Genomic DNA, 15,378 nt, shown 5'->3' on the forward strand with positions numbered 1-15,378 from the left:
CTTCCCGGGGTGCCCTCGTCCGGCACGCCGTGTGAAGAACACGCGTCAACTTCTGGAGGAAACATGGGTTCGCAGTCCGTCGTCACGCAGCGGCCACCGTGGGCCAAGCGCTCGCGCTGGCTCGTCGCGGCCATGCTGGTGAGCGCCGCGCTCGCCGGATGCAAGAAGGAGGAGGAGGCCCCCCAGACGCCCGCGTCCCAGGCGCCCGCCGCCACGCAGGCCGCGGATTCGGGGACGGAGGCCGTGGCGCACAAGCCCGTGCCGCCCACGCCCGAGGCGCTCACCCCCGTCGTCCGCGCGGTCTCCACGGGCGACACGCTGCCCCAGGAAGTCGTCATCGAGTTCCCCCGGGAGGTGCGCCCCCGCGACGGGGAGGTGCTGAAGGACACCGTCGTCACCCTCACCCCGGACGTGCCGGGCAGCCTCTCCTGGTCCTCCCTGTCCACGCTGACCTTCACGCCGTCGGGCGCGGGCTTCGCGTTCGACACGAAGTACACCGTGTCGCTGGCGTCGGTGGGGTTGGACTCGGGCGTGGTGAAGCCGCCCGTGGCGGGGGACTGGTCGCACGCGTTCACCACGCCGCCCTTCCAGTTCGTCCGCCTGGTGCCGCGTCAGCTCGACACGGTGAAGGGCCGCGTGGAGGTGGACGCCGTCTTCTCCGGCCCCGTGGACATCGCCGCGGTGCGCTCGCGGGCGAGCTTCCGCGTGGGGGGCCAGGCCGTGGGCGACGTGAAGTGGCGCACCCTGCCCACCCAGCGCAACGCCGCCAGCGCGCAGCTCACCAGCGGGCTGCTCAAGCAGGGCCGCACCGTGGACTTCAGCCTCCAGGCGGGGCTGCCCGCCGCGGCGCGGGCGAAGACGACGGCCCCCGCGGCGAAGAGCGCGTTCGAGCTGCGCGCGGGCAAGCGCATGGACATCACCCGGGTGTCGGTGGAGCAGGGCAGCACCGGCTCCTACATCGAGGTGAGCTGCCGGGACGTGGACGGCGCCGCGCCACCCTCGCCGCGCGAGACGGAAGGGTATGACCCGTACTACTGGGACCACCGCAACAAGGGCTGCACGCTGGATGACGGCGTCGCCGCGGAGTCCATCCACCTGACGCCGGCCGTCAAATTCTCCGTCGCGCCGTCGCGCCGCGGCTTCCGCATCTTCGGCGACTTCAAGCGCGGCTCCTACGCCCTGCGCATCGACGCGGGGACGACGTCGGTGGGCGGCGGCGCGCTGCTGGCCACCTTCGAGGAGGCCTTCGCCGTGCCCGCGCGCCCCCCGCAGCTCTCCTTCGCGACCAGCGGCCGCTACCTGCCGCGCAGCGCGTGGCGCAACCTGCCGCTGCAGCACCTCAACCTGGACTCGGTGGAGCTCACCGTCCGCAACGTGCCGCCGGAGAACCTCGTCTTCTGGATGAGCGACGACCACCGCGAGCGCGCGGACGAGCGCACCTCCAACGTGGTGGCGAAGCGCACGCTGGCCCTCAAGTCCACGCCGGACACGCTGGTCACCACCTACGTGGACGTGGCCAGCCTGGTGCCCGCGAACACCAAGGGCCTGGTGGAGATCACCGCGAGGAGCTCGCACCACGCCGCGGCCAGCCGCATCCTCCTCACCAACCTGAGCCTGGTGGCCAAGCGAGGCGCGCCCGCGCCGGGGTCCACCGACGTTGGCGAGGTGTGGGTGTGGGCGCTGGGCATCGAGAGCACCGACCCGCTGTCGGGCGTGGAGGTGTCGCTGGTGAAGAAGAGCGGCGAGGTGGTGGCGCGCTGCACCACGGTGGCGGCGGACGGCTGCCGGCTCGTCGTCCCGGCGCCGGGCGTGGATGACAGCGCGCCCTTCGCGCTCATCGCCCGTGACGGCGAGGAGCTGACGTACCTCAAGTACAGCGAGCTGAAGACGGAGATCGCCAACGCGGACGTGCAGGGCGAGCCCTACCGGCTGGAGCGGCCCTACCGGGCGTCGCTGTGGTCGGACCGGGGTGTGTACCGTCCCGGCGACACCGCGCACCTCGCCGCGGTGCTGCGCGGCCAGGACGACAAGGCGCCGCCGGCGGGCATGCCGGTGGAGCTGGTGGTGGTGGACCCGCGCGAGCGCGAGCTGAAGAAGGTGTCGCTGAAGACGAACGAGGCGGGCCTGGTGGCGCTGGACCTGCCCTTCGACGCCTTCCAGGACACGGGCAGCTACCGCGTGGGGCTGAAGGTCGCCGACCGCGAGGTGGCCCACTACGTCGTCAACGTGGAGGAGTTCGTCCCCGAGCGCATGAAGGTGGAGGCGCGCACGGAGCAGGCCGGCTACCTCCAGGGTGAGGAGATTCCGGTGGGCGTGGAGGCCGCGTACCTCTTCGGCGGTTCGGCGGAGGGCAGCAAGGTGGAGCTGGCCTGCCGGCTGGTCCCGTCCGCCTTCAAGCCGAAGGAGAACGCGCAGTACGCCTACGGCCTGTGGCGCCAGGACGGCAGCGAGCCCCGCCCCGTCACGCTGGGCCTGGTGCAGGGCGCGCTGGACGCGAAGGGGCAGGCGGTGCTGCGGTGCCCGGCCCAGGGCGCCATGGGGGCGCTGCGGGGCGCGGGGGAGCTGAGCGCGCTGGCCAGCGTCTTCGAGTCCGGCAGCGGCCGCTCCACCGTGGGGCGCGTGTCGGTGCCCGTGCACCCGGAGGCCTACTACGTGGGCCTCCAGGGCAGCACGCGGAAGGTGTCGGCGGGCAAGCCCTTCACGGTGAAGGGCGTGGTGGTGGACTGGAACGGGAAGCTCGTCACCGCCGCGGACAAGGCGCCCAAGTCGGTGGAGGTGGAGTACCTGCGCCTGGAGGAGGAGTACGGCTCCTTCTACGACGAGAACGAGGGCTATGAGCGCTACCAGCGCTACCTGCGGCCGGTGCGCGAGGGCAGCGCCAAGGTGGCGGTGAAGGACGGCCGCTTCTCGCTGGATGTGACGCCGGGCGGGGACTCCGCGGGCTACATCGTGCGCGTGCGCTCGGGTGGGGCCCAGACGGACCTGGAGCTGGAAGGGGAGGGCCGCTACTACTGGTGGGGCGAGGGCTCGCGCGTGGACCAGACGCCGCGTCCGCTCAAGCCCGCCTCGCTGGACCTGGCGCTGCCGGCGAAGGGGCGCGTGGGGCAGGCCATCACCGTGAAGGTGAAGGCGCCGTACAAGGGCCGCATGCTCTTCACCGCGGAGACGGACCGCGTGCTCGCGTCCGACTGGGTGGCGGTGGAGCCCGGCGAGGTGACGTGGAGCTTCACGCCGACCGCGTACGCGCCCAACGTGTACGTGAGCACCTTCCTGGTGAAGGACCCGCACCTGGAGTCCGCGGAGGCCTTCATGCCGGACCGCGCCTTCGGCGTGGGCAACGTCGCGCTGGAGCCGGTGGAGTACACGCAGTCGGTGACGCTGAACGTGCCCAGGGAGGTGCGCTCCAACGACACCCTCACGGTGGACCTGGCGCTGGGCCCGCAGGAGGGGCCCACCTTCGCCACCGTGGCCGTGGTGGACGAGGGCATCCTCTCCCTCACGCGCTTCCAGAGCCCGGACCCGCAGAAGCAGCTCTTCGCCAAGCGGGCGCTGGGCGTGGAGACCTACGAGACGCTGGGCTGGACCTTGCTGGTGCCTCCGGGCGGCGCGTCCCGCTCCACCGGTGGTGACGGCGACGGCGGCGCGGAGGGCCGCGTGCAGCCCGTCAAGCCGGTGGCGCTGTGGAGCGGCGTGGTGCCGGTGCCGTCCAACGGCAAGCTGCGCGTGCCCTTCAAGCTGCCCCAGTACCGCGGCGCGCTGCGGGTGATGGTGGTGACGGCGGGCCCGCGGCGCATCGGCCGCGCCAGCGCCCAGGTGCTGGTGCGCGACCCGCTGGTGCTCCAGACGACGCTGCCCCGCTTCCTCACGCAGCACGACGAAATCCAGGTGCCCGTCTTCGTCACCAACCTGTCCGGCAAGGCGCAGGACGTGAAGGTGACGCTCGACGCGGAGTCGCTGCCGGTGCCGGGGCTGGTGATGCCCGCGCAGACCGGCTCGCCGCTCCAGCTCCTGGGCAAGCGCGAGGGCACGGCGCGGGTGGCGGACGGCAAGTCCCACACCTTCGTCTTCCAGGCCCGCGCGGTGCAGGCGGTGGGCGCGGCGCGGCTGTCGGTGACGGTGGAGGGCGGCGGCCATACCTCGCGCGAGTCGCTGGACGTGCCGCTGTCCCCGGCCGGTCCGCGCGAGCGCCGGGTGCAGCAGATTGAGCTGGCGCAGGGGACGACGGACCTGGCGCAGTACCTCCAGGGCTGGGTGCCCACGACGGAGCGCTCCACGGTGTGGGTGACGGCCAACCCGTACGCGCGCTCGCTCCAGCACCTCTCCTACCTGGTGCAGTACCCCTACGGCTGCGTGGAGCAGACGACGTCCTCCACCCGGCCGCTGCTGTACGTGTCCGAGCTGGTGGACGACGTGGACCCCACCCTGACGAAGCGCGCGTCCGTGGGGGACATGGCGCTGGCGGGCATCAACCGCGTCCTGTCCATGCAGACGCCGTCCGGCGGCTTCGGCTACTGGCCCGGCTCCACCGAGCCGGTGGACTGGGGCTCGGCGTACGCCACGCACATGCTGCTGGACGCGCAGAAGCTGAAGTACCCCGTGCCGCAGGACCGGCTGAACGACGCCCTCACGTGGATGTCCAACGAGCTGAACACGTTCGAGCGCCGGGAAGGCCGCCGCAATGGGTACAGCGAGAGCGCCGAGGCCTACATGCACTACGTCCTGTCCTCGGCCGGCAAGGGCCGCAAGGCGCGCGTGCAGAAGCTGGTGGACGCGCTGGCGGAGCAGGCGGCCAAGAAGACGCTCACCGGCGAGGAGAAGGAGCGCGACTACATGCTGAAGGCCGCGCTGTGGCTGGCGGGTGACCGCCGCTACGAGAAGGAGCTGCGCAACCCCGACCTGTCCCCCGTCACGGACGAGCGGCGCAACGACTGGTCCTTCTATTCGGACCGGCGCCGCCGCGGCTTCATGCTGAGCACCTTCCAGGACCTGTTCGGCAAGGACGCGGCGGGCGAGCCGCTGGCGCGCATGGTGGCGGAGTCCCTCCAGGCGCATCACAGCAGCTGGTACACGACGCAGGAGCTGGTGTGGGGCATCACCGGCCTGGGCAAGCGGCTCCAGGGGACGTCCTCCCAGTTCTCCGCGCCGGTGCTGAAGGCCGACGGCAAGGTGCAGACGCCGGTGCAGGACAAGGCGGCGCGCGCGTCCGACAGGACGTGGGCCCTGGCCCGGGCCAGCGAGCGGCAGGGCCTCCAGTTGGAGGTGGCCTCCAAGGACGAGGGGAAGCTGTACCTCGTGCTCAGCAGCGAGGGCGTTCGCACCGACAGCAAGCCGCGCACTGGCGGCGAGGGTCTGGCGCTCACCCGCACCTGGCGCAAGCTGGACGGCACGGCGCTGAACCTGGGGCAGTCGCCGGTGGCGCTGGCGGACCTCGTCTACGTGGAGCTTGAGATTCGCAACACCACGGCGGAGCGCGTGCAGAACATCGCCCTGGTGGACCGGCTGCCGGCGGGCTGGGAAATCGAGAACGCGCGGCTGGGCCGGGGCGGCTCCGCGGACTGGGTGGACCCGGCGTCGCTGTGGTCCGCGGACTACGTGAACATCCGCGACGACCGGATGGAGGTCTTCGGCAGCCTGGGGCCTCGCGAGTCCAAGAAGGTCGTCTACACGGTGCGCGCGGTGACGGCGGGCGCCTTCACGCTGCCGTCCGCGGAGGCCGAGGCCATGTACGACCCGCGCCTGTGGGCGCGTGAGCCGGGCCGGACGGTGCAGGTGTCCGGGCCGTGGAAGGACAACCTGCTGTAGCGCGCGGCGTGGGAGGCGCTCCTAGTCGAGCGTCTCCCACAGCGCGTCGAACGCGCGGCTGAAGGGCCGCACCAGCCGCGCGTCGTCGGACACCAGGACGTTCTCGTGGTTGTACTCCGCCGCCGAGCGCGTCCAGTTGTAGCTGCCCGTCACCAGGCGCAGCCGGTCGAACACGGCGAACTTGTGGTGCATGTGGGCGGACGTCCTGTCCAGGCGGACGGGGATGCCGGCGTCGCTCAGCCGCTCCATGTCGGAGCCCGGGTCCATGGCCTTGTCATCGTCACTCACCATCCGCAGCCGCACGCCGCGCCGGTGCGCCTCCAGCAGCGCGCGGGTGATGCGGTCATCCGTCACCGTGAAGACGCAGACGTCAATGGAGCCACGCGCCGACTGGACTTGCTGGAGGATGGCGTTGAGCGGCCCCTCGCCCGGGGAGAAGTGCGCTTCCATGCGCGACGTCTCCTCGGGCTCGGGCGCGTGCAGCGCCTGCACCGTCTCCTCCAGCCAGGAGATGACCTCCCGGGAGCGGGTGTCCTTCATGGACGCGCGCGCCAGGGCGAAGGCGCGGGAGCGGAAGAGGGTGAGCAGGGCCTCGCCTGCCCGCCGCTCCGCCAGGACGGCCTGCAAGGCCTGCCGCTCCGTGGGCGTCAGCCGCCTGTCGTCGAGGATGGACGTCAGGATGGCGTCGATTTCAAGGGCTTTCATCGCGCGTAGCATATGCCAGGGATTCACCGCCTCATGAGCCGTGCCCGTCGAATCACCCGCAAGCTGCTGCCCTTCGGCCTGGGCGCGCTCGTCCTGCTCGCCGCCGCGTGGGTGGCGGCGTGGCGGGTGCCGCTGCCGGCCCGCCTCCATGCGCCCGCCTCGGTGGTGATGGAGTACCGGGACGGCACGCCGGCCCACGTCTTCCTCGCCCCGGACGAGCGCTGGCGCATCCCCACGGTGCCGGAGCGCGTGGACCCCGACTACGTCCAGGCGCTGCTGGCCCTGGAGGACAAGCGCTTCTTCCACCACCCGGGCGTGGATCCGCTGGCGGTGGTGCGCGCCGCGGCGCGCAACCTGTCCACGGGGCGGCGGGTGTCGGGCGCCTCCACCCTGACGATGCAGCTCGTCCGCGTGCTGGAGCCGCGGCCTCGCACCTTCCCGTCGAAAATCATCGAGTCCTTCCGGGCCTTGCAACTGGAGGTGCGGCTGTCCAAGCAGGAGGTGCTCGCGGCCTACCTCCAGTTCGTCCCTTACGGGCGCAACGTGGAGGGCGTGGAGGCGGCGGCGCTCGCGTACTTCGGCCACACGGCGGCGCACCTGAGCCCGGCGGAGATTTCCACGCTGCTGGCGGTGCCGCAGAACCCCAACCGGCGCTTCCCGTCGCCGCGGAACACGGCGCGCCTGAAGGCGGCCCGGGACGGCGTGGCGAAGCGGTTGCTGGACGCGGACGCGCTGCCCCGGGGGCCGCGGGCGGCCCGGGTGTCCGCGGAGACGGTGCTGCGCCAGGTGCGCGCCACGGCGGTGCCCAGGGACCTGACGCCCTTTCCCCGCGAGGCGCCGCACGTGGCGGTGTGGCTGCGCGCGCGGCATCCGGAGCGGGCGCGGCTGCGCACCACGCTGGAGGCCGGCTCGCAGCGGATGGTGGAGCGGCTGATGCGGGACGCGGCGGTGGGCCTGGCGCCGCGGGGCATCCACAACGGCGCGGCGGTGGTGGTGGACCGGCAGCAGGCGGAGGTGCTCGCGCTGGTGGGCAACTTCGACTTCTTCGACGCGCGGCACGGCGGGCAGATTGTGGGCTTCGCCACGCCGCGCTCGCCGGGCTCGGCGCTCAAGCCCCTGCTGTACGCCATGGGCATCGACCTGGGGATGGTGGGGCCGGAGCACCTGATCGCGGACGTGCCCACGGCCTACGGCGGCTATGCGCCGCGCAACTTCGACGGCCGCTTCCAGGGGCTGGTGCGCCTGGAGTACGCGCTGTCCCAGTCGCTCAACATGCCCTTCGTGCGGCTGCTGGAGCGCGTGGGCGTGGAGCGCTTCCTGGGCGCCCTGCGCGCGGCGGGCGTCACCAGCCTGGTGCAGGAGCCCGGCTACTACGGCCTGTCCGCGGCGGTGGGCGGCATCGAGCTGACGCCGCTGGAGCTCGCGGGCGTCTACGCGGCGCTGGCGGGGGACGGGCGCGCGCCCACGCTCCGGCTCCTCCGGGAGGAGCCGCCGGGCGCGCCGGTGGAGGTGATGTCTCCTGGGGCGGCGTGGCTGACGCGCCAGGCGCTGTCCCTGAAGGACAGGCCGGACTTCCCGGCGCGCCGGCGGCTGACGGGCATGCCGGCCCGGGTGCACTGGAAGACGGGGACCAGCTTCGGCCACCGCGACGCGTGGGCGGCGGGCTCGGGGCCCCGGCACACGGCCGTCGTCTGGCTGGGCAACTTCGACCACACGCCCAGCGTGCACCTGGTGGGCGCGGACGCGGCGGGGCCGGTGCTGTTCGACATCCTGGAGGGCGTGGGGCCGCGTGGCCTCAACGTGCCGGACGAGCAGACGCGCCCGCCGGAGGACCTGACCCCGGTGGAGGTCTGCGCCTACTCGGGGCACCTGCCGACCGACGCGTGCGTGCGGCGCAAGCACGTCTACGCGCGGCGCTCCGCGGTGCCCACCGCGCGCTGTCCGTACCACCAGCACGTGGAGGTGGACGTGGCCACGGGGCTGACGGTGGGGCCCCTGTGCCGGGCGGGGCGGAAGACGGAGACGCGGGTGTACGTGACGTGGCCGGCCACCATCCGCCGCTGGCTGGAGGAGCAGCACCGGCGCCTGCCGGAGCCGCCGCCCGCCGCGCCCGGCTGCGAGCCCGGCGGTGAGCGCGAGGCCCCCGCCATCGTGTCCCCGGCGCCGGGGCAGGTGGCCGTCCTGATTCCCGGCGTCCCAGCCTCGCGTCAGGAGGTGCCGCTGGAGGCGGAGGCGTCCCACGAGCGGGCGCTGACCTGGTTCGTGGACGGGGCGCTGCTGGGCACGGCGCGCGCCGACGAGCGCGTGTGGTGGACGCCCTCCGTGGGGACGCACGAGATTCTCGTCACGGATGACCGGGGGCTGAGCGCCAAGCGGACGCTGGAGGTCCGCATGCGGCGGTGAAACGCAGCGCGGCGCCCCCGGATGGCCGGGAGCGCCGGGCTCAGCGCACCTCCCAGCCCCGCTCCCCGCGCTCGTAGCGCTTGCCCGCGCCCAGGTCGCCGTAGAAGAGCAGGTCCTTCACGCCCACCACGGACTGCCCGTCGAACAGGCCAATCTCGCCGTTGACGGGCATCTGGATGCCGAGCTGCGCCGCGTTGAGGCGGACGCGCTGCCCGGGGGCCACCGTCAGGTCCGGCAGCACCGCGCCGATGGGGGCGCGCACCTGCGTGGGCAGGTGGCTGGGGCTCCGCGCCAGGCTGATGCGAAGCTGCGTGGTGAGCACCATGCCGCCCAGGTTGAGGGGCGCCGAGGTGCGGTTGCCCACCTCCACCCAGCCCTCGCGCGGGTGGACGGCCTCCAGCACCAGCGTGGGCTGCTGCCGCGCCAGCCGCTCCAGCTCCCGGCCGATGAAGGCGCGGCGCTCGCGCACGTAGCGCTTCAGGTAGGCGCGGCCCGCGGTGAAGCGGCCGTAGTCCATGAAGGGGTCGTCGCGCATGTGCGGGTCGATGAGCGCGTGCAGCTTGTCGATGTGCGCGTCCATCACCTCGGGGGTGAAGAGCTCGTCCAGCGCCTTGTCCAGCCGCGCCTCCAGCCGCTCGCGCAGCTCGGGGTTCAGCACCACGCGGGTGGCCAGGTTGGAGAACACCGGCAGGTAGCCGGGGTACGAGGCCGTCTCCAGCTTGCGCTGCTCGTACATCTTCGCCACCCACGCGTCGATGAGGGTGAAGCTGAACAGCGGGTGGCGCATGTTGCTGGTGCTCTGGCTCATGTCCTCCACGCTGATGGGGTACCACCAGCGCGAGTCCACGTTGTTCAGGTCCCACGGGACGTAGGCCCACTTGGCGATGGCGCGGTCGTAGATGAAGTAGCTCTCCGAGTCCTCCACGTAGTTGTTGGACATCAGCGCGTCCAACACCATGGAGCGCAGGTAGTGCTCCAACTGGAACCGCTGCTCCATCTCGCTGACGAACCGGGGCTCGGGCGTGTGGTTGATGGCGCCCACCATCTCCCAGAGCTTGTCGTCCGGCTGGGACTCGTTCGTCTTCTTCGCCCAGTCCCCCTGGTACGGCACCTTCACCATCTTGAATTCGCAGTCCTTCCAGCCGCACCGGTAGATGGTGCCGTCGGTGTCCGCGAAGGCGTGCGCCCGCAGGAAGGCCTTGTTCACCTGCTCGATTTCCAGGAACACGCCCTGGTACACGCCGTTGACGTCGAGCCGCACCAGCGTGCCCTTCGACGCGGGCACCCGCATGGCCTCCAGCAAATCAAAGGCAATCTTCTCCGCCAGCAGCGTCGCGTCCGCGTACTCGGCCACGAGGTTGAGCGAGGTCCGCCCCTCGAAGCGCACGTCGTCCTCGAACTTCACGTTCCAGCTCTTCTTCGGGAAGAAGCGCGCGGACGCGCCCCGCAGGCGCACCTTCACGCGGTACGTCGTCCCGTTCGCCAGGAAGAGGCCGTCCTGCTCCGGCGTCCACGGGTCCGCCTCGAACAGGCGCATCGTCGCTTCGGGGATGATGAGCTCGTACTGGGGGACGGACGTGGCCACGGCCGGCATCTGGAAGGGCCGCTCCACCTCGGGCACGGGCGGCGGCGGCTCGGGAGGCGGGTCCACGGGGGGCGGGTCCACCGGCGTCGGGTCCGGTGGCGGCTGCGTGGGTGGGGGCTCCTCCTCGCCGGGAGGGCCTTGAGGGTCCTCCATGCCCGGTGGGTCCTGGATGGAGGGCGGCCGCGGCGCCTGGGTTCCATCACATGCCCAGAGGCCCAGCAGCGGGAGGCACAGCAGCAATCGAGAAGGAGTCATCAACCCCGGCGCAAAGCAACGCTTGTGCCCGCCCCCAGGGCCGCCGTCTGGTGAAGAGCGGACGCTTGGAGCAGGCGAGTGGCGCCCGCCGTCGCGTGCGAGGGAAACGGATTTCCCAACCTGGCTGCTCGCCCCACCCTGGAGGGAATGAGACGCGCGGGGGCCCCTGGCGGGGCAGGCTGCCGGGCGGCTCGGGCCCCCTTTCCCTGGGTGGGCTGTGCACGGCGCGCGGCGGCGGTCCTAGCTTCAAGGGGAGAGAGGGCCTCATATGGAATCGTGGAACCAGACGTCGTCCGACACCGTGCGGGCCCACACGCCGTTGGTGGTGAACCGGCGCATCGACGAGCACGTGGAGCGCTGCGTCCGGTACATGGCCGAGCAGGGGGACCGCGCGGAGATGACGCGCTACCTCGCCCGGCTGGAGCGCGAGTGGGACATCCACCGCGCGGTCGCCGTGGGCGCGTCGGCCGTGGGCCTGCTGGGCCTGCTGCTGGGCCGGCGGGCGGGCGGGCGCTGGCGGGCGCTCACCGCGGTGGCGGGAGGCATGCTGTTCCAGCACAGCCTGTCCGGCTTCAGCCCGCTGTCGGAGCTGCTGCGCGCGCTCGGGGTGCGCACCCGCCGGGAAATCGACCTGGAGAAGTTCGCCATCAAGGCCCTGCGCGGCGACTTCGAGCGCATCCCCATGGAGGGCGGGCCCATGGCCCGGGCCAACGCCGCCCTCGTCGCCGCGCAGTCGTCCTGACGCCGCCGCTAGCGGCGCGGGCCGGTGTAGCCGCCTCCCACGGAGGGCATCAGCGCCGGGGACATGGGGGTCGGCGCCGGGCCGGTGCTCTTCCCGGTGTTGGCCTGGTCGAAGAAGCCGTTGAGGCCCGCGATGCCCAGCGAGAAGTTCGTCACCCAGCCCGGGTCCGGCTGGCCGGCCGCGGCGCCCACGTCGAAGGGCCGGGCGAAGTGCAGGCGCAGCAGCAGGGGGCCCAGCGCGAGGTTGAAGCCGACGACGCCGTTCACCACGCGGTGGTTCCACAGGTCATCCGTGCCTTCCCCCACGCCGCCCGCGTCGATGGCGGCGATGGCTTCCAAGTCACTGAGGAAGGCCACCCGGATGATGTCGTTGAGCGGAAGCTGCGCCTCCAGCGTGGAGTAGAGGTAGTGCCGGCCGAGCAGCCACTGGATGTCGCCGAAGTTCACACCGCGCAGCGTGTCGAACGAGGACAGGAAGTAGGAGCGCGCGTACTGGCCCCCCAGCGTGGTGCCCAGGCCGCCGCGGATGAAGATGTTGGCGCGGCCGTAGATGGGGAAGTAGCGCTCCGCGTCCACGCGCACGTTGCCGTAGGCCTGGCTGTCGAAGGGCTGCACGCCCACCGTGGTCTCCAACAAGAGGGCGCTGCCCGACAGCGGGCCGGTGGCGTAGTGGTACTTCAGGCTGTCGTAGCCGAACTGCCCGCTCAGCTCCGTCTGGAAGCGGATGGCGCTGTTGCGAGCGTTCCAGGCCGTCAGCAGCTCCCGGTTGGCCGCGTTGCGCTCGGGGAAGAACAGCTCGAACTCCGTGTAGTCGTCCAGGAAGTACCGCGTGCCACCCACGGCCAGGTCGCCCTGCACGAACAGGAAGGTGCTCAGCGGGTAGCGCACGCTGCCGAGCGCGCCGAAGAAGCGCTCGCCGGACGTGAAGAAGGCATTCTGCGCGCCCTCCTCGCCCTCGAAGGTGCGGTCCACGCGGAAGCGCAGCGACTGGAAGAGGCCGCCGCCCCACGTCATGCGGGACTTGTCGTTGACGTAGAGCAGGTAGCCGTCCGTCAGGTCGAAGCTGCCATACACCGCCAGGGTGAGCAGGAACTGGTGGTCCTTCATGCGGTCACTGGCCGCCGCGAAGAGCTGGCCCACGAAGCCGCCGCCGCCCGCGCCCGCGAAGCCGAAGAAGGGCCCGAACTCCAGGTTCTGCCGGTTGAAGGGCTCGTAGTTCGTCGCGTCCGTGAGCGGCCGCACCGCCAGCGGGCTGGGCGGCTCCGGCGGCGGCTCGGCGGGGACGTCCAGCGCCAGCATGCGCGGCGGGCGCAGCACCGCGGGCCGGCGCTCACCGGAGACGTGGAACAGCATCCACAGGCCGCCGTCCGGGCCGGGGCCGGGCTCGAAGACGCCCGTCGTCAGGTCCGTGCGCCGCACGATGCGGCCGTCCTTCGTCAGCTCGTGCAGGTCGGAGCTGCTGTTGTTGAAGGCGGTGAAGAAGACGCGCCCGTCGGCCAGGGCCACCGGGGCCGTGTGGTCTCGCTCCTCGCTGGTGAGGCGCTCCACCTGCCGGGGCGCGTCCGGGCGCACGCGGAACAGGTTGAACTGGCGGTGGGACGTCGCGTCGGACGTGAAGATGACGCCGGAGGGCCCCCACGTCACCTCGCGCTCGGAGAACACGTCATCCGTGAGCTGGAGCGGCTTGCCGTCCGGCCCCGCCTGCAGGTCGATGGCGTAGATGTCCCGCAGGCCCGCGTCGTTGATGCCGACGAAGGCCACCCACCGGCCATCCGGCGAGAAGGCCGGCGAGTACGCCGCCAGCAGGCCGTGCTTGTCCACGCGGTACGCGGTGCGGTCCCCCAGGTTCAGGTCCACCACCAGGCCCACCTCGCGGTCGATGCCGGTCCGGATGGCGTTGCGGCGCACCAGCACGTCCGCGCCGCGCTGCTCCGACGTGTGCTTGTAGTCCTGCACGTAGATGACGTCTCGCCCGGTGATTTCGGCGATGAAGGCCAGCTTGTCGTCCGTCAGCGCGAAGCTGCGCCCGGAGATGGGGTGCAGCGACTCCACGCCCGGCACGCCGTCACCGGTCACCTTCACCGTCTTCTCCGGCGCGCGCGGATCCATCATGTAGATGCGGCTCTCGCCCGTCTCCGGGACGATGGTGCGCAGCGCCAGCACGTTCCCCGACGGGGAGGACGTCATGGCCGTGGTGTAGCCGGGCGCCTTGTCGAGCAGGTCCAACGCCGGCGCGGACTGCTCGGACGCCAGGTACGTCTTGAAGGCCCGGCGCTTCAGCCAGTTCTCGAAGCGCGCGGAGATGCGCTTGGGGTTGTCGCCGGTGAGCCGCTCCAGCAGCTCCTCGAACTTCAGGGACGGCGTGTCGCGCGAGCCGCCCGCCAGCCGCGGGGACTCCTCCAGCACGCGCTGGATGAAGCCCGCGCCGTACTCCTCCTCGAGGAAGGACACTCGGACCTGGCCCACCTTGTAGATCCACAGGTAGCCGTAGGGCCCGGGAGAGAAGAAGTCGAGGAAGGCGTAGCCCTTGAAGAGGTCCGGGTTCACCAGCAGGTCCCGCACCAGCATCTCCGCTTCGGGGTCCATGCCGCGCTTGGCGTAGAACTCGGCCAGGCCTTCGATGAACCACAGCGGGATGGCCTGCAGCGGGTCGCCGAACATCTTGGCCTGCTCGGCCACGGTGCGGACCTTCTGGATGGTGAACTGGTGCGCCAGCTCGTGGGTGCTGACCTCCTCGAAGAGGCGGTGGTCCCCCAGGTAGGGCAGCGTCAGCTTCAGGTCCTCGCCAGTGCTGGTGAGGCCCAGCGTGCCCTCCGACACGGCGAAGAGGTTGGTCTGCAGGAACTCCTGGTAGCTGCTGTAGAGGATGTAGGGGAAGGTCTTGGTGGGGACGTACTGGAAGCGGTCCACCAGGTAGCGGTAGGCCTCCTCGATGAGCGGCGCCGCTCGCTCGGCCACCATGCGCTCGCGCTCGTAGAAGTAGAAGCGCACGCCGCCCGACTTGTCCCCCAGCGACTTCGCGTACGTGTAGTTGAACCCTCCGTCCGCGCCGGCGAACACGGACTGGCCACCGCCCAGCACCGTCCCGCCGTCGTCGGACTCGACGGCCATCAGGTAGCTGCCCGCGTCCTGCGTCCCGCCGTCGGTTCCCCCGGCCTCGGCGAGCGAGCCCGCGTCCTGCGTGCCCGCGTCGGCCGTGGCGAGCGAGCCCGCGTCCTGCGTGCCCGCGTCGGCCGTGGCCACCGCGCCGCCGTCCTGCGTGCCCGCGTCGGCCGTGGCCACCGCGCCGCCGTCCTGGACGCCTCCGTCTTCACCCGCCGTCACGAGCGGTACACCGCCGTCGGGGGCGCCACCGAGCACCACCGGCGTGCTGCCGGACAGGCCCGTGGGCGCCGAAGGGCCCGAGGCGCCTTCCGTGGTCTCCGGGGCGGGGCCCTCGGGAGGCGCCGTCGTGTCGCCCTCGTCCGGCGACGTGGTGGGCGCGCTGGGGTTGGCGCCACCCGGGGCGTCAGGCGGCTGCTCGTGCGCGGTCCGCTCGGGAGGTGGCGCCAGGCCCGTGGCCCCGGGGCCGACGAGGATGTCCGCGTGTCGCCACTCGAACTCGTAGCTGTTCACCGGCGTTTTCCCGGGCCTCCGGGGCACGACGTAGAACTGGGCGAGCGCGAGCCCCGGGAAGAGCAGGACGAGCAGGGCAGCGGCGAGGGGACGGGGGTTCACTGAAGGCACCTCTGTGGGTGGGGCACCGGGGGAGACTACACCTGCCTGGGAGGCTGCCTCCCAGTGGCCCGGGTATACAAGCGGCCCGTCCATTTCTTTCCGTTTACTTGACGGGCGGTGGGCATCGCTCCCTCGGAAATCTGAGGAGCGTGGCGGTTCGTCGGGCGATG

The 15,378-nt window shown here is 71.9% G+C and carries 6 protein-coding genes; 3 read left to right on the plus strand and 3 right to left on the minus strand.

What is annotated here, in order from left to right; all coding sequences use genetic code 11:
* The first annotated feature begins 63 nt into the window (after positions 1 to 63).
* On the plus strand, positions 64 to 5,802 hold the full coding sequence (locus MYMAC_RS11965) for an alpha-2-macroglobulin family protein (RefSeq protein WP_095958197.1): 5,739 nt from the start codon (positions 64 to 66) through the stop codon (positions 5,800 to 5,802).
* A 21-nt stretch (positions 5,803 to 5,823) separates the two neighbouring features.
* Here the strand turns inward: MYMAC_RS11965 and MYMAC_RS11970 are convergent, their stop codons facing one another.
* Positions 5,824 to 6,507 (minus strand): phospholipase D-like domain-containing protein, encoded by a 684-nt coding sequence (locus tag MYMAC_RS11970; RefSeq protein ID WP_013938998.1) that lies wholly within the window; start codon positions 6,505 to 6,507, stop codon positions 5,824 to 5,826.
* Between the two features lie 33 nt (positions 6,508 to 6,540).
* On the opposite strand from MYMAC_RS11970, the gene pbpC reads away from it, so the two are divergent.
* Positions 6,541 to 8,910, plus strand: coding sequence for a penicillin-binding protein 1C (gene pbpC, locus MYMAC_RS11975; RefSeq protein ID WP_204817533.1), 2,370 nt, complete (start codon positions 6,541 to 6,543; stop codon positions 8,908 to 8,910).
* A 40-nt stretch (positions 8,911 to 8,950) separates the two neighbouring features.
* Here pbpC and MYMAC_RS11980 read toward each other — a convergent pair whose 3' ends face one another.
* Entirely contained in the window at positions 8,951 to 10,750 is a 1,800-nt protein-coding gene (locus tag MYMAC_RS11980) for a CotH kinase family protein (RefSeq protein WP_239989498.1), read from the minus strand.
* 268 nt (positions 10,751 to 11,018) lie between these two features.
* Here MYMAC_RS11980 and MYMAC_RS11985 point away from each other — a divergent pair, with 268 nt between their 5' ends.
* Positions 11,019 to 11,492 carry a hypothetical protein gene (locus MYMAC_RS11985; protein ID WP_095958200.1) on the plus strand — a complete coding sequence of 158 codons (474 nt, stop codon included), beginning with the start codon at positions 11,019 to 11,021 and terminating at the stop codon, positions 11,490 to 11,492.
* Between the two features lie 8 nt (positions 11,493 to 11,500).
* On the opposite strand, the gene MYMAC_RS11990 is transcribed toward MYMAC_RS11985, so the two are convergent.
* Positions 11,501 to 15,217, minus strand: coding sequence for a PD40 domain-containing protein (locus MYMAC_RS11990; protein WP_095958201.1), 3,717 nt, complete (start codon positions 15,215 to 15,217; stop codon positions 11,501 to 11,503).
* Positions 15,218 to 15,378: the final 161 nt, after the last annotated feature.

Origin of the sequence: Corallococcus macrosporus DSM 14697 (assembly GCF_002305895.1) — a bacterium.
In the GTDB taxonomy this organism is placed as follows: domain Bacteria; phylum Myxococcota; class Myxococcia; order Myxococcales; family Myxococcaceae; genus Myxococcus; species Myxococcus macrosporus.

Coding starts and splice junctions, on each gene's coding strand:
- MYMAC_RS11970 (WP_013938998.1), bottom strand. CDS start 6,507: ATGAAAGCCCTTGAAATCGACGCCATCCTGACGTCCATCCTCGACGAC.
- MYMAC_RS11980 (WP_239989498.1), bottom strand. CDS start 10,750: ATGACTCCTTCTCGATTGCTGCTGTGCCTCCCGCTGCTGGGCCTCTGG.
- pbpC (WP_204817533.1), top strand. CDS start 6,541: ATGAGCCGTGCCCGTCGAATCACCCGCAAGCTGCTGCCCTTCGGCCTG.
- MYMAC_RS11965 (WP_095958197.1), top strand. CDS start 64: ATGGGTTCGCAGTCCGTCGTCACGCAGCGGCCACCGTGGGCCAAGCGC.
- MYMAC_RS11985 (WP_095958200.1), top strand. CDS start 11,019: ATGGAATCGTGGAACCAGACGTCGTCCGACACCGTGCGGGCCCACACG.